The sequence below is a fragment of the Stutzerimonas nitrititolerans genome (genome assembly GCF_003696285.1).
In the GTDB taxonomy this organism is placed as follows: domain Bacteria; phylum Pseudomonadota; class Gammaproteobacteria; order Pseudomonadales; family Pseudomonadaceae; genus Stutzerimonas; species Stutzerimonas nitrititolerans.
In genome coordinates this window covers 25,488-47,462 of the sequence record NZ_RFFL01000003.1, presented here as the reverse complement: position 1 = coordinate 47,462, position 21,975 = coordinate 25,488, and the positions used below count along the sequence as shown (strand labels likewise).

Here is a 21,975-nt window from a genome sequence, read left to right as displayed (position 1 = left end):
GATCGAGCGCAGCAATTTGACAGCCGTTATTGCCCCCAGGAGTCGCGCAGGGTGACGGTACGGTTGAACACCGGCTTGCCGGGCTGCGAATCCTTCAGGTCGGCAACGAAGTAGCCTTCGCGCTCGAACTGGAAGCGCTCTTCCGAGACGACATTGGCCAGCGACGGCTCGACGCGGCAACCGGTGAGCACCACCAGCGATCCGGGGTTGATGTTGTCGAGGAAGCTGCCGCCCTCCTCGTCCTTCTCAGGATTGGCGGAGCGGAACAGACGGTCGTACAGGCGCACCTCGCACTCGACGCTCTCGGCAGCCGGCACCCAGTGGATCACGCCCTTGACCTTGCGGCCCTCGGGGTTCCTGCCCAGGGTGTTCTCGTCATAGCTGCAGCGCAGCTCGACGATATTGCCTTGTTCATCCTTCACCGCCTCGTCGGCGCGGATCACGTAGCTGCCGCGCAGGCGCACTTCGCCACCAGGAATCAGGCGCTTGAAGCCGGCCGGCGGGACTTCTTCGAAGTCGCTGGCATCGATATAGATCTCGCGGCTGAACGGCAAGACGCGCACACCCATGTCCTGCTTGGGATGACGCGGCAATTCGAGGTTTTCAACCTGGCCTTCCGGGTAGTTGGTGATCACCACCTTCAGCGGCTTGAGTACGCACATGGCCCGCGCCGCGTTGGCATCCAGATCCTCTCGGATGGCGAATTCCAGCATGCCGATATCCACCACGCCGCCAGCGCGGTTCACACCGATCATGTCGCAGAAGTTGCGGATCGACGCCGGCGTATAGCCGCGGCGACGGAAGCCCGACAGCGTCGACATGCGTGGATCGTCCCAGCCACTCACGTGCTTCTCGTCGACCAGTTGCTTGAGCTTGCGCTTGCTGGTGATGGTGTAGTTCAGGTTGAGACGGGCGAATTCGTATTGGCGCGGTTTGGCCGGCACCGGCAGGTTGTCCAGGAACCATTCGTAGAGCGGACGATGGTCCTCGAACTCCAGGGTGCAGATCGAGTGAGTGATGCCCTCGATGGCGTCCGACTGGCCATGGGTGAAGTCATAGCTGGGGTAGATGCACCACTTGTCGCCGGTCTGGTGATGATGGGCGTGACGGATGCGGTACAGGATCGGGTCGCGCAGGTTCATGTTCGGCGAAGCCATGTCGATCTTCGCCCGCAGCGCACGAGCGCCGTCGGGGAATTCGCCGGCCTTCATGCGTGCAAACAGATCCAGGTTCTCTTCGGCGGAACGCTCGCGGAACGGGCTGTTCTGGCCCGGTTCGGTCAGGCTGCCGCGGTATTCACGCGCCTGCTCGGGCGTCAGGTCGCAGACGTAGGCCTTGCCCGCCTCGATCAGGTGGATGGCCCATGCATGCAACTGGTCGAAATAGTCGGAGGCATAGCGCTCTTCACCGGCCCACTGGAAGCCCAGCCACTGCACGTCGCTCTTGATCGCGTCGATGTATTCCTGGTCTTCCTTGGCCGGGTTGGTGTCGTCGAAACGCAGGTTGCATACGCCGCCGAATTCCTTGGCCAGGCCGAAGTTCAGGCAGATCGACTTGGCATGGCCAATGTGCAGGTAGCCGTTGGGCTCGGGCGGAAAGCGCGTGACGATGCTGGCATGCTTGCCCGAATCCAGGTCGGCCTGGACGATCGGGCGGAGAAAATTGGTGGCGACGGTAGTCTCAGGCTTGCTCATGGTGTCCTTAACGATCTGCGAGTGTGCGGCTCTAGAGAGGGTAGGCCGGCCAAATCAAAGCGCCTATCATAGCGGACCCGTCAACCCCCTGACAGAGCAAAGCGCCCGCCGCCGGATCGCGTCTGTCACGGGCAACATGCATTCGGTAATCGCGGCGGTGATCCTGTCGCGCCCCTCCCCCATAAGGATTGTTCCAATGATCAAGCTGCATACCAACCATGGCGTCATCAGCGTCGAACTGTTCGAAGACAAGGCGCCGGAAACCACGGCCAACTTCAAGGAATACGTCAAGAGCGGCCACTACGACGGCACCGTCTTCCATCGTGTGATCAGCAACTTCATGATCCAGGGCGGTGGTTTCGAGCCGGGCATGAAGCAGAAGACCACCCGCGCGCCCATCAAGAACGAAGCCAACAACGGCCTTTCCAACAAGACCGGCACTCTGGCGATGGCGCGTACCATGGAGCCGCACTCGGCATCCGCGCAGTTCTTCATCAACGTCAAGGACAACGATTTCCTGGATCACACCGCACCGACCGTGCAGGGCTGGGGCTATGCAGTGTTCGGTGAAGTGGTCGAAGGCATGGACGTGGTCGAGAAGATCAAGGGCGTTTCCACCACCATGAAATCCGGTCATCAGGACGTTCCGGTGGATGACGTCATCATCGAAAAGGCCGAGATCGTCGAGTAAGCCTCGTTGATCCTGCTGATCTCCGATCTGCATCTCGAAGAGCAACGCCCGGACATCACCCGGGCGTTTCTCCGTTTTCTCGAGACGCGCGCGTCAGAGGCCGAAGCGCTCTACATTCTCGGCGACTTTTTCGAGGTGTGGTTCGGCGATGACGGCATGACGCCCTACCAGCACCAGATCGCCGCGGCCTTGCGCGCCCTGAGCGAAAGCGGAACCCGCCTCTATCTGATGCATGGCAACCGCGACTTCATGATCGGCCAGGCGTTCTGCAAAGAGGCCGGCTGCACGCTGCTTTCCGACCCGCACATCGCCACGTTCGGCGGCGAGCGCGTATTGCTGATGCACGGCGACAGCCTGTGCACCCGGGACGAAGGCTACATGCGCCTGCGCCGTCTGCTGCGCAATCCGCTCAGCCTTTTCATCCTGCATCACCTCTCCCTTGCCAGGCGGCAGAAGCTGGCGCAGAGACTGCGGTCGACCAGCAGGGAAGAAACGCGGATGAAAGCCAGCGACATCGTCGACGTGACCCCCGGCGAAGTGATCAGGGTGTTGCGCAAGCACAGGGTCCGCACTCTGATCCATGGCCACACCCACCGCCCGGCGACTCATCCGCTACAGATCGATGGCCAGGCCGCACGGCGCATCGTGCTGGGCGACTGGGATCGACAGGGGTGGGCCTTGCAGATCGACGAGTCGGGCCTGCACCAGGCGCCTTTCGATCTCGACTGATCAGGCCGCTTCGGGAATGCCGCTGTGGAAGCGAAACTCCGTGTCGGCGCTTTCGATCAGTTCTCGCTCACGCTCGCGCACCCTGACGATGGTGGCGTCTATATCCGCGGCCTCGCCGTAGAGATAGGCCAGTTTCAGGTAATCCTGGAAGTGCCGGGCCTCGGACTTGAGCAAGCCGTGATAGAACTTGCCCAGTTCCTCGTCCAGATGCGGCACCAGCATCGCGAAGCGCTCGCATGAACGCGCCTCGATGAAGGCGCCGATCACCAGCGTATCGGTGAGCCGATAGGGCTCGTGGTTGCGCACCAGTTCGCGCAGGCCGGCGGCATAACGTGACGAGCCGACGTTGCGCAGCGTGATGCCTCGCTTGCGAATGATCGACAGCACCTGTTCGAAATGCCGCAACTCTTCTCGCGCCAGACGCGACATCTTGTTCTGCAGGTCCGGCTTGTCGACATAACGGAACATCAGCTGAAAGGCCGCGCCAGCGGCTTTCTTCTCGCAGTTGCCGTGATCGATCAGCATTACGTCCTGATTCGCCAGCGCAGCGTCGACCCAGGCCGGCGGCGTGGCGCAGCCAAGAAATTCATTCAGTTCGGGGAGCATGGCAAAGTCTTGCTATCAAAGAGAGAGAGTGAAGCGGAGCAGGCCCCGCCGCGAGCGCCGGCATTATACGACTGGCGCACCAACCGGATAGCACGCTTGATATAGGTCACGCATCCAGCGCACGGGTCCGTCTATAGTCATTCAATCTGAAATCAGTAAACGGAGCCGATCATGCAAGCCATTCGCTGCATCCTGGTGGTAATCGACCCAAAACAGCCCGATGACCTGGCACTCAAACGCGCCCGCCTGATTTCGAGCGTCAGCCAGTCCCGCCTGCATCTGCTGGTCTGCGACGGCAAGGAGGATCACGGCGCCCACCTCGACAGCCTGTGCGAACAGCTCGGCAACCAGGGCCATACCGTCAACTCTCAGCAGGCCTGGCACGACAGCCTCCATCAGACCATCATCCAGGTGCAACAAGCCGAAGGCTGCGGCCTGGTGATCAAGCAGCACGTGCCCGACAACGCACTCAAGCGCGCCCTGCTGACGCCCGAGGACTGGAAACTGCTGCGCTACTGCCCCTGCCCGGTCCTGATGGTCAAGACCGACGGTCCCTGGACCGGCGGCAATATCCTCGCGGCAGTGGACGTCGGCAACGCCGACCTCGAACACCGTACCCTGCATGCGAGCATCGTCAATCACGGTTTCGACATTGCCGCGCTGGCCGGCGGCAAGCTGCACGTCATCAGCGCGCACCCTTCACCGATGCTTTCCACCGCAGACCCGACCTTCCAGCTCAAGGAAACCATCGAGGCGCGCTATCGCGAGGCCTGCAAGCAGTTCCAGGCTGAATTCGACATCCCCGATGCCCAGCTGCATATCGAAGAAGGCCCCGCCGATGCACTGATTCCTCGTGTCTGCAGCCGGATCGACGCCGTGGTCACGGTCATCGGTACCGTGGCGCGTTCCGGTTTCTCCGGTGCGCTCATGGGCAATACCGCCGAGGTCGTACTGGATGCACTGGAGAGCGACGTTCTGGTGTTGAAGCCCGACGACATCATCGAGCACCTCGAGGATCTGGTGTCCCGCCGGTGACTCAAGAAGCTGCAGGGCGAAGGCAAGCCCTGCAGCGCCTTCTCAACGAGCCTCTCCCACCACGAATTCCGGTGCGATGTATCGATCGTAGTGAGCCCGCGAGAGCAGGAAGTATTCCTGGTCGATGGCGTCACGAAGCTGTAGCAGCGACCATTCACGAAACTCCGGCAACAACGCCACGCCATACGCCTCGAGCTGCTGGATGACACGCGCGCCGCGCGCGATCAGCTGGTAAGCCCAGCAATAGGGCGACTGCTCGGCAACGAAGCGGATCTGCCGCGCTTCGAGCTGCTGACGAAGCCGAGGGGCATCGAAAACCTCGAGCTTGCCAACCATCACCTGCACCAGGAGCACCTCCAGACGTTGCCAGACCGAGCGTTTGGCGGCTTCGTCGTAGACATTCCAGTTCACCACCTCATGGTGAAAACGCTTGCAGCCGCGACAGACCAGGTCGCCGTACACGGTCGAACAGCGTCCTATGCAGGGAGTTTTGATGCGTTGGTCAGACATGAGACAGATGCCAGGGAGCCGGTCGCGCATCTTAGACTTTTGTCCTAGCCGGGTCACCCGCATCGCGGACTTCCCTAGTCGCAGCAGCCCCGGAGGCCGCATAAACACTGCATCGTGGGAGATCCGGCATTCGTCGCGCCGAACCACAGAGCCAGGCCGCCACGGCGTCCGGCTTAACTTTACAGGGCCGTTCCAGTAGAATCGGCCCGCCGTTTTCGGCGCCACGATCCAGATGAAGCTGTTTTCAAAGCGTCACGAGCACAGTTGAACCGGTCATCGACAGGTCGTTGAAAAATGTAGCGTGCGGCAGGCCAGACAGGACGAATTCAACCCCGGACAACCTCATGCAACCATTGCGATGGGCGTGCTGCGGGGCCGGATTTCGAGGCCACAAATCATGCGCAGTCATTTTTCAGCGGTCTGTCAGTTGGTTGTACGGCCCCTTCTCCGTACAACCACCCTCAGCCGGCGTAAAACTTTGAAAACAGCTTCCGGATGCGCGTCCCGAAACACCCAAGGGACCAATGATGAGGGTAAAAACTGTGCTTGAAGCCTATCGCAAACACGTAGAAGAGCGTGCCGCCCAGGGCGTCGTGCCCCAGCCGCTGAACGCCGAACAGACCGCAGGCCTGGTCGAGCTGCTGAAAAACCCGCCAGCCGGCGAAGAAGCCTTTCTGGTTGATCTGATCACCAACCGCGTGCCCGCAGGCGTCGACGAAGCCGCCTACGTAAAGGCCGGCTTCCTCTCCGCCATCGCCAAGGGCGAAACCACTTCCCCGCTGATCAGCAAGCAACGCGCCGTTGAACTGCTGGGCACCATGCAGGGCGGCTACAACATCGCCACCCTGGTCGAACTGCTGGACGATGCCGAACTGGCAAGCGTGACCGCCGAACAGCTCAAGCACACCCTGCTGATGTTCGACGCCTTCCACGATGTCGCCGAAAAAGCCAAGGCCGGCAATGCCAACGCCAAAGCCGTCCTGCAGTCCTGGGCCGATGGCGAGTGGTTCCAGAACCGTCCGGCGCTGGCCGAGAAGATCACCCTGTCCGTATTCAAGGTCACCGGCGAAACCAACACCGACGACCTGTCCCCGGCCCCGGATGCCTGGTCGCGCCCTGACATCCCGCTGCACGCCCTGGCCATGCTGAAGATGGCCCGTGACGGCATCAACCCGGACGTTCCGGGCTCGGTCGGCCCCATCAAGCAGATGGAAGAACTGAAAGCCAAGGGCTTCCCGGTCGCCTACGTGGGAGACGTGGTCGGCACCGGCTCCTCGCGCAAATCCGCCACCAACTCGGTGCTGTGGTTCTTCGGCGACGACATCCCGAACGTACCGAACAAGCGCGCCGGTGGTTTCTGCTTCGGCACCAAGATCGCCCCGATCTTCTACAACACCATGGAAGATGCCGGCGCCCTGCCGATCGAATTCGACTGCACCGACCTGGCCATGGGCGACGTCATCGACGTGTATCCCTACAAGGGCGAAGTTCGCCGCCACGGCAGCGATGAGCTGGTCACCACCTTCGCGCTGAAGACCGACGTTCTGCTCGACGAAGTACGCGCCGGCGGCCGCATTCCGCTGATCATCGGTCGCGGCCTGACCGAGAAGGCACGTGCCGAGCTGGGCCTGGCTCCGTCCACCCTGTTCAAGAAGCCGGAAGCACCGGCCGACAGCGGCAAGGGCTTCACCCTGGCGCAGAAGATGGTCGGTCGTGCCTGCGGCCTGCCGGAAGGCCAGGGCATCCGTCCAGGCACCTACTGCGAACCCAAGATGACTACCGTCGGCTCCCAGGACACCACTGGCCCGATGACCCGCGACGAACTGAAGGACCTGGCGTGCCTGGGCTTCTCCGCCGATCTGGTGATGCAGTCCTTCTGCCACACCGCCGCTTATCCGAAACCGATCGACGTCACCACCCATCACACCCTGCCGGACTTCATCCAGAACCGTGGCGGCGTGTCCCTGCGTCCGGGCGACGGCATCATCCACAGCTGGCTGAACCGCATGCTGCTGCCCGACACCGTCGGTACCGGTGGCGACTCGCACACCCGCTTCCCGATGGGCATTTCCTTCCCGGCCGGTTCCGGCCTGGTTGCCTTCGCTGCAGCCACCGGCGTCATGCCACTGGACATGCCGGAATCGGTACTGGTGCGCTTCAAGGGCGAAATGCAGCCTGGCATCACGCTGCGTGACCTGGTTCATGCCATCCCCTACTACGCCATCCAGGAAGGCCTGCTGACCGTCGAGAAGAAAGGCAAGAAGAACATCTTCTCCGGCCGCATTCTCGAGATCGAAGGTCTGAGCGGCCTGACCGTCGAGCAGGCTTTCGAGCTGTCCGACGCCTCCGCCGAACGTTCCGCTGCCGGCTGCACCATCAAGCTGCCGGAAGAGGCGATTGCCGAGTACCTGCGCTCCAACATCACCCTGCTGCGCTGGATGATCAGCGAAGGCTACGGCGACCCTCGCACTCTGGAGCGTCGTGCCCAGGCGATGGAAGCCTGGCTGGCCAAGCCGCACCTGCTGGAAGCCGACAAGGACGCCGAGTACGCCGCCGTGATCGAAATCGATCTGGCCGACGTCAAGGAACCGGTTCTGTGCGCCCCGAACGACCCGGACGACGCCCGCCTGCTCTCCACCGTTGCCGGCGAGAAGATCGACGAAGTCTTCATCGGTTCGTGCATGACCAACATCGGTCACTTCCGCGCCGCCGGCAAGCTGCTGGACAAGGTCAAGGGTGGCATTCCGACCCGTCTGTGGCTGGCTCCGCCGACCAAGATGGACGCCCACCAGCTGACCGAGGAAGGCTACTACGGCATCTACGGCAAGGCCGGTGCGCGCATGGAAATGCCGGGCTGCTCGCTGTGCATGGGTAACCAGGCCCGCGTACAGACCGGTTCGACCGTAGTCTCCACCTCGACCCGTAACTTCCCGAACCGTCTGGGCGATGCGACCAACGTGTACCTGGCTTCTGCCGAACTGGCATCGGTCGCTTCGATCATCGGCAAGCTGCCGACCGTCGAGGAGTACATGCAGTACGCGAAAGAGATCGACACCATGGCTGCCGATGTCTATCGCTACCTGAGCTTCGACCAGATCGCCGAGTTCCGCGAATCCGCGGAGAAGGCCAAGATCCAGGTTGTAGAGATCTGAGGCAAGTAACACAGGGGTTGCCTGACCAGGTGACCCTGTAATGAAGAAGAAAAAGCCCGTACCTTTCGGTACGGGCTTTTTTTGTGCGGCCTGATTAATGACGCCGCCCCGAACAGAATCCCAAAAATGCGGACAACAAAAAACCCGGCCTGCAATGCAGGCCGGGTTCTCTTTCAGCAGCTCAGAGGAATCAGCGAACCTGAGCTTCCACTTCAGCTTCAACGCGACGGTTGATCTGGCGACCTTCCTCGGTGCTGTTGTCAGCAACCGGACGGGACTCGCCGTAACCGACGGAGTCGACGCGCTGGCTTTCCACGCCGTACTGGTTGACCAGCACGTCGCGAACAGCTTCGGCACGACGCTCGGACAGACGCTGGTTGTACTGGTCGGTACCGACGGAGTCGGTGTGACCTTCAACAGTGGTGCTGGTCTGCGGGTACTGCTGCATGAAGTCGGCCAGGTTCTTGATGTCGCTGTAGCTTTCTTCACGTACGCGGGACTTGTCGAAGTCGAACTTCACATCCAGCTCGACACGGACCAGTTCAGGCTCCGGCTCCGGCTCGGTGTCGACGATGGGGGCCGGTGCTGGCTCGGGAGTCGGCTCGACCTGAGCGACCTGGCGAGTACCACCACCGAAGTTCAGACCCACGCCCACGCCCGCCATCCACTCGCTGTCGCCGGCATCGATGTTGTGCATGCCGTCGACGCTAGCCTTGGCGAACAGGTTCTCGGTGAAGTAGTACTTCAGGCCGGCACCGATGTTGGCGAAGGTGCTGTGGTCACGACCGCTGCGGGCCTGGCCGATGCTCTGGTGAGCCATGCCTGCGGAAAGGTAGGGACGCAGACCCACACCCGGCTGACCGAAGTGGTAAACCGCGTCGAGCGCGGTGAGGCTGCCCTTGATGTTCTTGTGGGAACCGTTGTCGACCGGATCGTTGGTCGTCACGTCGTGATATTCACCGTAGGACAGGCCCAGGGAAACATCGTCGGTGAGGAAGTAGCTGATTCCGGCGCCGTACAGCTCACCTTCGTCTTCGAAGTCGCGGGAGCTGTCGGAGAAGTAGTGCTTGCCGAACGCCTCTACCTCTACGGCGCCCTGCCCCTGGGCGAATGCGCCGGCGGACGTGGCGGCCAGTATCGAGCCAATTACAACGCCCAAGGTGTTTTTAGTTTTCATCCGTAAATCCCCATCTGGTGATTAATATCAGAACAATCTAAGGAAACCGGTTGTCTGTGGGCCCAAGCTGTTCGCTTTCAATACGACAACTTTGAACCGTTAAGTTTCAATGGTTCCAGAGAATTTTTCACGCAGCTTATCCAGCGCCCGCTTGTAACGCATTTTCGTGGCGCTCAGCCCCATATGCATAATGTCCGCGATCTCCTGGAACTCCAATTCGGCCACGAAACGAAGTACCAGAATTTCCCGGTCAATCTGATTCACATGCACCAGCCAGTGCTCAAGGCCGGTCTTTTCCTCAACCTTCGGCGAGGTTTCCTCGGACGCTTCTTCAAGCGGATCGAGACTCAGCGCGTCGAGCAAACGCCGCTTGCGCCGCTCTTTGCGATATTGGGTAATACATTCGTTATAGGTAATACTGTACAACCAGGTCTTGAACTTCGACTTGCCTTCGAAGTTCTTCAAGCCATACAGGACTTTGAGCATTACCTCCTGACATACGTCGTCGGCGTCTCGTTCGTTTCCCAGATATCGGCTGCACACATTGAACAGCGTGCGCTGATAACGCCGCATCAACTCCTCATAAGCCCGAGTGATATGAAACAGCTCGTCATGGGCACGCTGAGCCAGCTCTTCATCAGAAAGCTGGCGAGGGTCATAGCTCATGGTGGGCGAATGGGTTTTAGTCAAGACGCTTCGAACCGGCAGCCAGGGTGACCGCCATTCAGAAAATAAAGGCGGCGTATTTTATCAGATTTGCCGCGTCTAACGGCTGCCGACTCTTTGTTCCAGCAGTACTCTGTTGGCGATCGATACCACTTCACCCTCGTCCGTCAGCAGCAGGGTCTTGGCGGTTCCGATTTCTTCGATCTCGCCTTCCAGATCCAGCCCTTCGAGCCTGACGCGCTGACCGACTTCATACAGCTCGCGCACGTAGATGCCCGCCAGGATCTGCCCTACCAGCTCACGGCTACCCAGCCCGAGCGCCAAGGCGCCTGCCAGCCCCACGGAAATCAGGCCGATGGCGATCACATAGTTGAGCAGCTCCGTCTTGACCTCAAGCTGCCCGATGGCCACCGAAATACTGATGATGATGATCAGGCCCTGGGCAATCCGCGCCAGCCCACCGGCATAGTCGATACCGACGCCCTCGGCCGCGCCGCGCACCAGCCCGCTGACCAGCTGGGCCAGCAACACCCCCACCAGCAGGATGATTCCGGCACCGAACACCTTGGGTACATAGAGCGCGAGCATATCGAGCGTCGCCGAAACACGCGCGAGACCCAGCGACTCGGCCGCCGACACCAGGAAGATCAGCAGCACGAACCAATAGACGATCTTGCCGATCAGCGTGGAGATGGGCACGCGAATACCGACACGCCCGAGCAGCTTGGTCACGCCGGTGCCAGCGACCAGACGATCCAGCCCGACCTTGGCCAGCAGTTTGGACAGCAGCGTATCCAGCAACTTGGCGACCAGGAAACCGACCGCGACGACGAGCAACGCGCCAAACAGACGAGGGATGAATGCCGCAATGGGTGCCCAAAGCGCGCTCATGGCGCCTAAAAAACTCTGGCTCCAGGGATCGAGTTCCATGATCAGTCGGCCTTATCGGAAATGAGGGATTGGGAAACACGGCGCCGCGATACGGGCGAGGCATGCCCGGCGCCATTGTTGAAGGCGATCGCCACGGCCTGCAGCCAACGGCCACCCAGACCGAACAGGTCACCCGCACCGACCTGACGGTTGGCAGTCTTCAAAACACGATCCAGGCAGGCATCGTCATCATGCATCGGCTGCGCCCTGAGCATGTCCCTGAGGGATTCTTCGAAGGAGTCGGCCATGTTCACCTCGTTAAACTGTGCAATCTAGACGGCATCGACGGGGAAAAGTCACATTTCATATCCACTTCAGGCGGCGGAATACCCACCACTGGAAAAAAGCCACCGCGCCGATCAGGACGCAAGCCGCGGCAAAGCCATAGGGACTTTCCGAGCCCGGAATACCCCCGACATTGATCCCCAGTAACCCCGTGAGAAAACTCATGGGCAGGAAGAAACCGGTGATGATGCCAAGCAGATACATGGTGCGATTCATTCGCTCGCGCATCCGTCGCTCTTCCGCCTCCAGCACCAGGTTGGCACGCTCTCGCACCAGCTCCAGCTCTTCGAGATAGCGAATCAGGCGGTTGCTCAGCTCGTTCCAGTAATCCGTGTCGTCATCGACGAACCAGGGCAACCGGTTACGCGTCAGCTGCCCGTATATTTCGCGCTGAGGCAGCAGGAACCTACGCAGGCTCGCGGCCTGGCGGCGCAGGATGAGCAGTTTGTCCTGCGGTGGCGTATAGCGCGCATCGGTTTCCAGGCGATCCTCTTCCTCATCGAGCCTCTCGCCGAGCACCGCCACCAGATCGTCCACGCGGTCGGTCAATGCTTCGGCAAGGCTGATGAGAATCTCGGACGTCGTTTTCGGGCCGACACCCTCTGCCAGCTGCTGAATCACCGCCTCCGTGGAGCGCAGCGGTCGCAGGCGCAGGGAAATCACCCGCCGCGCATCGACGAAGACGCGCAGCGAAACCATATCCTCCGGCTCGGCATCGGGATTGAGGTTCACGCCTCGCAGAAACAGCAGAAGCTCGTCATCCGCCAAAGGCAGCAGCCGCGGCCGAGTGTTTTCCTCGAGCAATACATCGCAGGCAAAACCGCTCAAACCGCTGTGTTCGCGCAACCAGGCCACGGCCTGAGGCTGGCTCCTGTCCCAATGCAGCCACAGGCTTTCGCCCTCCGCCAGTTCCAGCGACGGGATATCCGCATGGGCCAGCTGGCGAGCACCGCCCTTTCCGTCCAGCACCAGGGCGTGCAACAACCCCGACTGCCCCTGATCCTCTGTCAGCATTTCGTCCACCTGAACCACAAAAAGCCCGGCGTTGCCGGGCTCTGGTCAACCGATGAGCGCGGCCTCACTCGGGCATCTTCAACTCTTCGGGCGAGACCACGATGCCATTGTTGTCGGCATAGAGGTACTCACCGGGACGGAAGGTCACGCCGCAGAAGGTCACCGGGATATTCAACTCGCCGACCCCACGCTTGTTGCTCTTCAACGGATGGCTGGCCAGCGCCTGCACGCCGAGGTCGGTCTGCGCGACGATATCCACGTCGCGAATGCAACCGTAGACGATCAGGCCTTGCCAGCCGTTGCGCGCGGCCTTCTCGGCGAGCATGTCGCCCAACAGGGCGCAACGCAGGGAGCCGCCACCGTCGACGACCATCACCTTGCCGCTGCCATCGAGCTCGACCTGCTCCTTGACCAGCGAGTTGTCCTCGAAGCATTTGACCGTGACGATCTGGCCGCCAAAGGAATCGCGACCACCGAAGTTGCTGAAGATCGGCTCGACCACCTGCACCAGGTCAGGATAGGCATCGCACAGATCGGGCGTGACGTATTGCATGGGAAATCTCCTTGAAGAACCGTCTCGAGTCTCGCCAGGCGACCCTTTCGCTTCGAAACGACGGGTATAGTCAGACGCGACTCACCAAGCCAGCAATGATCGGCTCATGGCAAAAAGGGCGGAATACCCGCCCTTCCGCTTGGCTCCCGATCAGCCGATTTCTTCGTCGGCCAGGAAGAACCAGGTATCCAGCACCGAATCCGGATTCAGGGAAACGCTTTCGATCCCCTGCTCCATCAGCCACTTGGCCAGATCCGGATGGTCGGACGGGCCCTGGCCGCAGATACCGATGTACTTGCCGGCCTTGGTGCACGCCTGGATGGCATTGGCCAGCAGCTTCTTCACCGCCGGATTACGCTCGTCGAACAGGTGCGCGATGATGCCGGAGTCGCGGTCCAGGCCCAGGGTCAGCTGGGTCATGTCGTTGGAGCCGATGGAGAAACCGTCGAAGAACTCGAGGAACTCGTCGGCCAGCAGCGCGTTGGACGGCAGCTCGCACATCATGATCACCCGCAGGCCGTTCTCACCACGCTTGAGGCCGTACTGGGCCAGAAGGTCGATGACCTGAGAGGCTTCGCCCAAGGTACGCACGAAGGGCACCATCAGCTCGACGTTGGTCAGCCCCATGACATCACGGACCTTCTTCATCGCACGGCACTCGAGCTCGAAGCAGTCGCGGAAGGAATCGCTGATGTAGCGCGACGCGCCACGGAAGCCGAGCATCGGGTTCTCTTCTTCCGGCTCGTAGAGCTTGCCGCCGATCAGGTTGGCATATTCGTTGGACTTGAAGTCCGACAGACGCACGATGACCTTCTTCGGCCAGAAGGCCGCGGCCAGGGTGCTGACGCCCTCGACCAGCTTCTCGACGTAGAAGTCGACCGGATCGCCGTAACCGGCGATGCGCTTCTCGACGCTGCTCTTCACTTCCGCCGGCAAGCCGTCGAAGTTCAGCAGCGCCTTGGGATGCACGCCGATCATGCGGTTGATGATGAATTCGAGGCGGGCCAGGCCGACGCCTTCGTTCGGCAACTGGGCGAAATCGAACGCGCGGTCCGGGTTGCCGACGTTCATCATGATCTTGAACGGCAGTTCGGGCATGGCGTCGATGGAGTTCTGGCGAATATCGAAGCCCAGCTCACCGTCGAAGATCAGGCCGGTATCGCCTTCGGCGCAGGTCACGGTTACGCGCTGACCGTCTTTCAGCAATTCGGTGGCATTACCGCAACCCACCACCGCCGGAATCCCCAGCTCGCGCGCGATGATCGCCGCGTGACAGGTACGCCCACCGCGGTTGGTGACGATAGCGCTGGCGCGCTTCATCACGGGCTCCCAATCGGGGTCGGTCATGTCAGATACGAGTACGTCGCCGGGCTGCACGCGGTCCATCTCGGAGACGTCGCGAATGATCTTCACCGGGCCGGCGCCGATGCGCTGGCCGATCGCACGGCCCTCGACCAGCACGGTGCCCTTTTCCTTCAGCAGGTAGCGCTCCATGACATTGGCGCTGCTACGGCTCTTCACGGTTTCCGGACGCGCCTGGACGATGTACAGCTGGCCGTCGTCCCCGTCCTTGGCCCACTCGATATCCATCGGGCGGCCGTAGTGTTTCTCGATGATCAGCGCCTGGCGGGCCAGGTTGCTGACTTCTTCGTCGGTGAGGCAGAAGCGTGCGCGGTCGGCCTCGTCGACATCGACCGTCTTGACCGACTTGCCCGCGCTGGCTTCGGCGCCGTAGACCATCTTGATGGCCTTGCTGCCCAGGTTGCGCCGCAGGATCGCCGGGCGTCCGGCTTCGAGGGTGTGCTTGTGCACATAGAATTCGTCGGGGTTCACCGCCCCCTGCACCACTGTCTCACCCAGCCCGTAGGCGCCGGTGATGAACACCACGTCGCGGAAGCCCGATTCGGTATCCAGCGTGAACATCACGCCAGCGGTGCCGGTTTCGGAACGCACCATGCGTTGCACACCTGCAGACAGGGCCACCAGCTTGTGGTCGAAGCCCTGGTGCACGCGGTAGGCGATGGCGCGGTCGTTGAACAGGGAAGCGAAAACTTCCTTGGCGGCGCGGATCACATTGTCCACGCCACGAATATTGAGGAAGGTTTCCTGCTGGCCGGCGAAGGAGGCGTCCGGCAGATCCTCGGCGGTGGCCGAAGAGCGCACCGCCACCGCCAGGTTTTCGTTACCCGCGGCCATCTCGGCGAACGCGGCGCGGATATCGGCATCCAGTTGCGGCGGGAACTCGGCGTCCATCACCCAGCCACGGATCTGCGCGCCGGCCTTGGCCAGGGCATTCACATCGTCGACATCCAGCGCATCGAGCAACGCATGGATCTGTTCGTTCAGGCCGCTGAGCTCCATGAAGTCGCGATAGGCCTGCGCTGTGGTGGCGAAACCACCCGGTACGGAAACGCCGGCGCCGGCGAGGTTGCTGATCATCTCGCCCAGGGAGGCGTTCTTGCCCCCTACACGCTCAACATCATGATTGCCGAGCTTATCGAGGGAAACTACGTACTCTACCAAGGTGAACTCTCCACGTTGTGTTGGAATCTCGGTCGGCGCGGTCCGCGTGACGGTGGCCTGGCCCTGCAAAATAAGTGACAATGCCCGCTAGTCGTGGCCCGGCGGAGGGCTACTATAGCTGAGAACCGTTCTTGACTTAACAGGCCGTTGAAAAACTACCTGCGCCGCCATTACTACCTGGGAATCGCATCGGAAGTTCATGCGCAACTCGTAAACCGCTGTCGAGCCCACGCTGCCTCTCAATGAGATCTACCCTGTCCTGGCTACCTCGCCAAAACCTTTCAACAATCTGCTAAGGCCCCAGCTGCGATGAAACGAACGGCTTTCTTCATCTCCGATGGCACCGGCATCACAGCCGAAACCCTGGGTCAGAGTCTGCTCGCACAGTTCGAAACCATCAGCTTTACCAAACTGACTCGCCCCTATATCGATACCGCGGAAAAAGCGCGGGCCATGGTACAGCAAATCAACAAAGCGGCGGAAACCGACGGTGCCCGGCCGATCATCTTCGACACCCTGGTCAATCAGGAAATTCGCGACATCCTGGCTGAATCCAACGGTTTCATGATCGACATCTTTTCCTCTTTCCTCGCACCACTCGAACATGAACTGACATCTCGCTCGTCCTATTCCGTGGGCAAATCCCATTCGATCAGCCACAACGCCAACTACATGGAGCGAATTGACGCAGTCAACTTCGCCCTGGACAACGATGACGGCGCCCGCACCCGTCACTACGACAAGGCCGACCTGATCCTGGTCGGCGTTTCGCGCTGCGGCAAGACTCCGACCTGTCTCTACATGGCCATGCAGTACGGCATTCGCGCCGCCAACTACCCACTGACCGAAGACGATATGGAGCGCCTGCAACTTCCCTCGGTGTTGAAGACCTATCGGGAGAAGCTGTTCGGCCTCACCATCGATCCTGATCGCCTGGCCGCGATTCGCAACGAGCGCAAACCCAACAGCCGTTATTCCAGCTTCGCCCAGTGCGAGTTCGAAGTCCGCGAAGTGGAAAACCTGTTCCGCCGCGAAAACATTACCTACATCAACTCGACGCATTTCTCCGTCGAGGAAATTTCCGCCAAGATCCTCGTGGAAAAAGGCGTCGAGCGACGTCTTAAATAACGCCGCTTCGCTAGACAACAAAAAGTCCGCTTGGTGCGGACTTTTTGTTGGGATCGACATGGGCGATTAGAAGCTGTCCCCCGGCACGCGCACCGCTCCCTCCATGAGAACGCGCGCGCTGCGGCTCATGATCGCCTTGGTCACCGTCCACTGGCCATCGACCTGCCGGGCCTCGGCGCCGACACGCAGCGTGCCGGACGGATGGCCGAAGCGTACCGCCTCCCGATCATTACCACCGGCCGCCAGATTCACCAGCGTACCGGGCACTGCCGCTGCCGTGCCGATAGCCACCGCGCAGGTGCCCATCATGGCGTGGTGCAGCTTGCCCATGGACAACGCGCGCACCAGCAGGTCGACTTCGCCGGCTTCGATGGTCTTGCCGCTGGAGGCCTTGTAGGACTTGGGCTGGCTGATGAAAGCGACCTTCGGCGTGTGCTGGCGGGTCAGCGCCTCTTCGGCCGTCTTGATCAGGCCCATGCGCAGCGCGCCCGCCACGCGGATCTTTTCGAAACGGGCCAGCTGTGCCGGATCGCCGTTGATGTCCTCGCGCAGCTCGGTGCCCTGGTAGCCGATGTCCTCGGCATTGACGAACACGGTGGGGATGCCGGCGCTGATCATCGTCGCCTTGAAGGTGCCAATACCCGGTACTTCCAGCTCGTCGACCAGATTGCCGGTAGGGAACATCGAGCCACCCTCCTCTCCATCATCCGACGGATCGAGGAACTCCAGCACGATTTCCGCCGCCGGGAAGGTCACGCCGTCCAGCTCGAAATCACCGGTTTCCTGCACCTGGCCATTGCTGACCGGCACGTGGGCGATGATGGTCTTCTGGATGTTGGCCTGCCAGATGCGCACCACACAGGTGCCGTTTTCCGGGATACGTGCCGGATCGACCAGCCCCGCATGGATGGCGAAGGCGCCTGCGCCGGTGGACAGGTTGCCGCAGTTGCCGCTCCAGTCGACGAAGGGCTTGTCGATGGAGACCTGGCCGTAGAGGTAATCCACGTCATGATCGGGCTGGCTGCTCTTCGACAGGATCACGCACTTGCTGGTGCTGGAAGTGGCGCCGCCCATGCCGTCGATATGGGCGGCATAGGGATCGGGACTGCCGATTACGCGCATGAACAGCTTGTCACGCGCCTCGCCCGGTACCTGGCATGGCTCAGGCAGGTCCTGCAGGCGAAAGAACACGCCCTTGCTGGTGCCGCCGCGCATGTAGGTAGCGGGAATCTTGATCTGGGGTACATGAGCCATGAAAGCGAATCCTCATGAAACGCTGCCGCCAGAGGGCGGCAGCGGGAATGGAATGCAGACGCAGGGTGGATCACGCTTTACCGATTCACCGGGTGGCGAACCACCGAGCGGTGGCGCGGTGGATGTAAGAAGCGACATCCACCCTACATCGCGACGTCAGGCCTGGCCGAGGAAATCCTTGGCGAAGCGTTGCAGCACGCCACCAGCATCGTAGACGGAGACTTCTTCGGCGGTATCCAGCCGGCAGGTCACCGGGACCTCAACCGTCTCGCCGTTGCGGCGATGGATGACCAGCGTCAGGTCGGCACGCGGGGTACGCTCGCCGATCACGTCGAATGTCTCGGTGCCGTCGATCTTCAGGGTCTTGCGATCGGTGCCCGGCTTGAACTCCAGAGGCAGAACGCCCATACCCACCAGGTTGGTGCGGTGGATACGCTCGAAACCTTCAGCGACGATGGCTTCCACGCCCGCCAGGCGCACACCCTTAGCCGCCCAATCGCGAGAAGAACCCTGGCCGTAGTCGGCGCCGGCAATGATGATCAGCGGCTGCTTGCGGTTCATGTAGGTTTCGATGGCTTCCCACATGCGCATGACGGTGCCTTCCGGCTCGACGCGCGCCAGCGAGCCCTTCTTCACCTGCCCATCGACCACGGCCATTTCGTTGACCAGTTGCGGGTTGGCGAAGGTGGCGCGCTGGGCGGTCAGGTGATCACCGCGGTGGGTGGCGTAGGAGTTGAAGTCCTCTTCCGGCAGGCCCATCTTCGCCAGGTATTCGCCAGCGGCGCTGTCCGCCAGGATGGCATTGGACGGCGACAGGTGGTCGGTGGTGATGTTGTCCGGCAACACGGCCAGCGGACGCATGCCCTTGAGCGTGCGCTCGCCGGCCAATGCGCCTTCCCAGTACGGCGGACGGCGGATGTAGGTGGACATCGGGCGCCAGTCGTACAGCGGGCTCTCGGCCTCCTGCACGGTGCCGAGGTCGAACATCGGGATGTAGACCTGGCGGAACTGCTCCGGCTTCACCGAAGAAGCGACGATGGCGTCGATTTCCTCGTCGCTCGGCCACAGGTCCTTGAGGGTGACCGGCTTGCCTTGGGCGTCATGCCCCAGCACGTCCTGCTCGATATCGAAACGAACGGTGCCGGCGATGGCATAGGCGACCACCAGCGGCGGCGAGGCGAGGAAAGCCTGCTTGGCGTAGGGGTGGATGCGGCCGTCGAAGTTGCGGTTGCCGGAGAGCACGGCGGTGGCGTACAGGTCGCGGTCGATGATTTCCTGCTGAATCTTCGGGTCCAGCGCGCCGGACATGCCGTTGCAGGTGGTGCAGGCGTAGGCGACGATGCCGAAACCGAGTTTTTCCAGCTCGGGCAGCAGGCCGGCCTCCTCCAGGTACAGCTTGGCGACTTTCGAGCCCGGCGCGAAAGAGGTCTTCACCCAGGGCTTGCGCACCAGCCCCAGTTGGTTGGCCTTCTTCGCCACCAGACCGGCGGCGACCACGTTGCGCGGGTTGGAGGTATTGGTGCAGCTGGTGATGGCGGCGATGATCACCGCGCCATCCGGCATCAGGCCTTCCTTCTCTTCGGCCTGCGCCTTCTCCAGGTTGACCGCGATGCCGCGTTCGGCCAGTGCCGAGGTCGGCAGGCGGCGATGCGGGTTGGACGGGCCGGCCAGGTTGCGCACCACGGTCGACAGATCGAACTCCAGCACGCGTTCGTACTCGGCGCCGACCAGCGCATCGGCCCAGAGACCGGTGGTTTTCGCGTAGTTCTCGACCAGCGCCACCTGCTCCGGCTCGCGCCCGGTGAGCTTGAGGTAATCGATGGTCTGCTGGTCGATATAGAACATCGCCGCCGTGGCGCCGTACTCGGGGCACATATTGGAGATGGTGGCACGGTCGCCGATGGACAGGCTGTCGGCGCCCTCGCCGAAGAACTCCACCCAGGCTCCGACCACGCGCTCGTTGCGCAGGAATTCGGTCAGCGCCAGGACGATATCGGTGGCGGTGATGCCCGGTTGGCGCTTGCCGGTCAACCGGACGCCGACGATATCGGGCAGGCGCATCATGGAAGCGCGACCGAGCATCACGGTCTCGGCCTCCAGACCACCGACCCCGACGGCGATCACGCCCAGGGCATCGACGTGCGGGGTGTGGGAATCAGTGCCGACGCAGGTATCCGGGAAGGCGATACCGCCGCGCGCCTGGATCACCGGACTCATCTTCTCCAGGTTGATCTGGTGCATGATGCCGTTGCCGGCCGGGATCACGTCGACGTTCTTGAATGCGGTCTTGGTCCATTCGATGAAGTGGAAGCGGTCTTCGTTGCGACGCTCTTCCACCGCACGGTTCTTCTCGAAGGCATCCGGATCGAAGCCGGCATGCTCCACCGCCAGCGAGTGATCGACGATCAGCTGGGTCGGCACCACCGGGTTGACCTTGGAGGGATCGCCGCCCTGCTCCGCGATCGCATCGCGCAGGCCGGCAAGGTCGACCAGTGCGGTCTGGCCGAGAATGTCGTGGCAGACCACGCGCGCCGGGTACCAGGGAAAATCCAGGTCCTGCTTGCGTTCGATGATCTGCTTCAGCGAATCGGTCAGCATGGCCGGGTCGCAGCGGCGCACCAGTTGCTCGGCGAGCACGCGCGAGGTGTACGGCAGCTTGTCGTAGGCGCCCGGCTGGATGGCTTCGACCGCGGCACGGGTATCGAAGTAGTCCAGTTGGGTGCCCGGCAGGGATTTACGGTATTCGGTGTTCATGCCATGGACTCGATGATGTTGTTTCGTGAAGCGAGGGTGAGCGGACCGGTCGCCCGGCCCGCCCCTGGCGGCTCAACGCTGATCGATCGGTACGACCTTGCGCTGTTCCGGGCCGATGTACTCGGCACTTGGACGAATGATGCGGTTATTGGCGCGCTGCTCGAACACGTGGCTGCACCAGCCAACCAGGCGAGAGCACACGAAGATCGGGGTGAACAGCGGGGTCGGAATGCCCATGAAGTGGTACGCCGAGGCATGGTAGAAATCGGCGTTGGGGAAGAGCTTCTTCTGCTCCCACATGGTCTCGTCGATCGCCACCGATATCGGGTAGAGCTTGGTGTCTCCCACGGTGTCGGCCAGCTTCTTGGCCCATTCCTTGATGACTTCGTTGCGCGGATCGCTTTCACGGTAGATCGCGTGGCCGAAGCCCATGATCTTTTCCTTGCGCTCGAGCATGCCCAGCAGGCCTTCACGGGCCTCTTCCGGTGTGTTGAAGCGCTGGATCAGCTCCATCGCCGCCTCGTTCGCGCCGCCATGCAGCGGGCCGCGCAGCGAACCGACGGCACCGGTCACGCAGGAATAGATGTCGGACAGGGTCGAGGCACACACCCGAGCCGTGAAGGTCGAGGCGTTGAACTCGTGCTCGGCATAGAGAATCAGCGAGACGTTCATGACCTTCACTTCCAGCTCGCTCGGCTTGCGCCCGTGCAGCAACGCAAGGAAGTGACCGCCGAGCGTCGCCTCGTCGCTATTGCAGTTGATGCGCTGGCCGCCATGGCTGAAACGGTACCAGTAAGCCATGACCGACGGAGCCATCGCCACCAGACGGTCAGCCCGGTCCTGCTGCTGCGAGAAGTCCTGCTCGGGCTCGAGCATGCCCATCACCGAGCAGGCGGTACGGATCACATCCATGGGATGCGCGTTGGACGGCGCACGCTCCAGCACCTCCTTGAGCACGTCCGGCAGGTCGCGCCACTGATGCAGACGAGCCTGGTACGCCGCGAGCTGCTCGGCGTTGGGCAGTTCGCCGTGGAACAGCAGGTAGGCGACCTCTTCGAAACAGCAATGCTCGGCCAGGTCGCGCACGTCATAACCGCGATAGGTCAGACCCGCACCTTCCTTGCCCACCGTGCACAACGCCGTTTGCCCGGCAACCTGTCCGCGCAGCCCTGCTCCGCTCAATACCTTTGCTTCAGCCATTTGTTATCTCCTTATTGGATTTATTCTGGATACTGCTCATCACGTCGATGGAAGGCTCCGACACATCGGAGCCG

Annotated in this window: 18 protein-coding genes; 5 read left to right on the top strand and 13 right to left on the bottom strand. The window is 61.7% G+C overall.

Translation table 11 applies throughout. The annotated features are described in order from the left end of the window. Positions 1-26: 26 nt before the first annotated feature. The gene (locus tag EA795_RS04210; protein WP_122075732.1) at positions 27-1,694 is read right to left on the bottom strand and encodes a glutamine--tRNA ligase/YqeY domain fusion protein; all 1,668 of its coding nucleotides are present in this window, start codon (positions 1,692-1,694) and stop codon (positions 27-29) included. A 196-nt stretch (positions 1,695-1,890) separates the two neighbouring features. On the opposite strand from EA795_RS04210, the gene EA795_RS04205 reads away from it, so the two are divergent. Both EA795_RS04205 and lpxH read left to right on the top strand, forming a co-directional pair. Then, positions 1,891-2,385: a peptidylprolyl isomerase gene (locus tag EA795_RS04205; RefSeq protein WP_014853051.1), complete on the top strand. Its 495-nt coding sequence runs from the start codon at positions 1,891-1,893 to the stop codon at positions 2,383-2,385. Positions 2,386-2,391: 6 nt separating this feature from the next. Further along, on the top strand, positions 2,392-3,114 hold the full coding sequence (gene lpxH, locus EA795_RS04200; RefSeq protein ID WP_122075730.1) for a UDP-2,3-diacylglucosamine diphosphatase: 723 nt from the start codon (positions 2,392-2,394) through the stop codon (positions 3,112-3,114). Here the strand turns inward: lpxH and EA795_RS04195 are convergent, their stop codons facing one another. Next, the gene (locus EA795_RS04195; RefSeq protein ID WP_058076782.1) at positions 3,115-3,720 is read right to left on the bottom strand and encodes a MiaE family protein; all 606 of its coding nucleotides are present in this window, start codon (positions 3,718-3,720) and stop codon (positions 3,115-3,117) included. It abuts the gene before it with no gap. A 171-nt stretch (positions 3,721-3,891) separates the two neighbouring features. On the opposite strand from EA795_RS04195, the gene EA795_RS04190 reads away from it, so the two are divergent. Next, positions 3,892-4,755: a universal stress protein gene (locus tag EA795_RS04190; RefSeq protein WP_122075728.1), complete on the top strand. Its 864-nt coding sequence runs from the start codon at positions 3,892-3,894 to the stop codon at positions 4,753-4,755. Between the two features lie 42 nt (positions 4,756-4,797). On the opposite strand, the gene EA795_RS04185 is transcribed toward EA795_RS04190, so the two are convergent. Beyond that, on the bottom strand, positions 4,798-5,265 hold the full coding sequence (locus EA795_RS04185; RefSeq protein WP_115027734.1) for a DUF1289 domain-containing protein: 468 nt from the start codon (positions 5,263-5,265) through the stop codon (positions 4,798-4,800). A 542-nt stretch (positions 5,266-5,807) separates the two neighbouring features. Between EA795_RS04185 and acnB the strand changes: the two genes are divergently transcribed. After that, complete coding sequence (gene acnB, locus EA795_RS04180; RefSeq protein WP_014853056.1) at positions 5,808-8,417, top strand: bifunctional aconitate hydratase 2/2-methylisocitrate dehydratase; 2,610 nt, start codon at positions 5,808-5,810, stop codon at positions 8,415-8,417. Positions 8,418-8,607: 190 nt separating this feature from the next. On the opposite strand, the gene EA795_RS04175 is transcribed toward acnB, so the two are convergent. From EA795_RS04175 to ppsA, 7 genes are all read right to left on the bottom strand, one after another. After that, entirely contained in the window at positions 8,608-9,594 is a 987-nt protein-coding gene (locus EA795_RS04175) for an OmpA family protein (RefSeq protein ID WP_014853057.1), read from the bottom strand. Positions 9,595-9,693: 99 nt separating this feature from the next. Next, positions 9,694-10,260: an RNA polymerase sigma factor SigX gene (sigX, locus tag EA795_RS04170; protein WP_170910331.1), complete on the bottom strand. Its 567-nt coding sequence runs from the start codon at positions 10,258-10,260 to the stop codon at positions 9,694-9,696. Between the two features lie 99 nt (positions 10,261-10,359). Next, positions 10,360-11,190 (bottom strand): mechanosensitive ion channel family protein, encoded by an 831-nt coding sequence (locus EA795_RS04165; RefSeq protein WP_014853059.1) that lies wholly within the window; start codon positions 11,188-11,190, stop codon positions 10,360-10,362. Positions 11,191-11,192: 2 nt separating this feature from the next. Next, entirely contained in the window at positions 11,193-11,438 is a 246-nt protein-coding gene (locus EA795_RS04160; protein WP_115027732.1) for a CrfX protein, read from the bottom strand. A 55-nt stretch (positions 11,439-11,493) separates the two neighbouring features. Continuing rightward, positions 11,494-12,489 carry a zinc transporter ZntB gene (locus EA795_RS04155; RefSeq protein WP_115027731.1) on the bottom strand — a complete coding sequence of 332 codons (996 nt, stop codon included), beginning with the start codon at positions 12,487-12,489 and terminating at the stop codon, positions 11,494-11,496. Positions 12,490-12,553: 64 nt separating this feature from the next. Continuing rightward, positions 12,554-13,042: a ribonuclease E activity regulator RraA gene (gene rraA / locus EA795_RS04150; RefSeq protein ID WP_014853062.1), complete on the bottom strand. Its 489-nt coding sequence runs from the start codon at positions 13,040-13,042 to the stop codon at positions 12,554-12,556. 150 nt (positions 13,043-13,192) lie between these two features. Next, complete coding sequence (gene ppsA / locus EA795_RS04145) at positions 13,193-15,565, bottom strand: phosphoenolpyruvate synthase (protein WP_058076780.1); 2,373 nt, start codon at positions 15,563-15,565, stop codon at positions 13,193-13,195. A gap of 309 nt (positions 15,566-15,874) precedes the next feature. On the opposite strand from ppsA, the gene ppsR reads away from it, so the two are divergent. Continuing rightward, positions 15,875-16,693: a posphoenolpyruvate synthetase regulatory kinase/phosphorylase PpsR gene (ppsR, locus tag EA795_RS04140; RefSeq protein WP_014853064.1), complete on the top strand. Its 819-nt coding sequence runs from the start codon at positions 15,875-15,877 to the stop codon at positions 16,691-16,693. Positions 16,694-16,759: 66 nt separating this feature from the next. On the opposite strand, the gene prpF is transcribed toward ppsR, so the two are convergent. From prpF to prpC, 3 genes are all read right to left on the bottom strand, one after another. Then, positions 16,760-17,947 carry a 2-methylaconitate cis-trans isomerase PrpF gene (gene prpF / locus EA795_RS04135; RefSeq protein WP_122075725.1) on the bottom strand — a complete coding sequence of 396 codons (1,188 nt, stop codon included), beginning with the start codon at positions 17,945-17,947 and terminating at the stop codon, positions 16,760-16,762. Positions 17,948-18,103: 156 nt separating this feature from the next. Then, positions 18,104-20,701 carry a Fe/S-dependent 2-methylisocitrate dehydratase AcnD gene (acnD, locus tag EA795_RS04130; RefSeq protein WP_122075723.1) on the bottom strand — a complete coding sequence of 866 codons (2,598 nt, stop codon included), beginning with the start codon at positions 20,699-20,701 and terminating at the stop codon, positions 18,104-18,106. Between the two features lie 72 nt (positions 20,702-20,773). Continuing rightward, positions 20,774-21,901: a bifunctional 2-methylcitrate synthase/citrate synthase gene (gene prpC, locus EA795_RS04125; RefSeq protein ID WP_058074862.1), complete on the bottom strand. Its 1,128-nt coding sequence runs from the start codon at positions 21,899-21,901 to the stop codon at positions 20,774-20,776. Positions 21,902-21,975 lie beyond the last annotated feature (74 nt).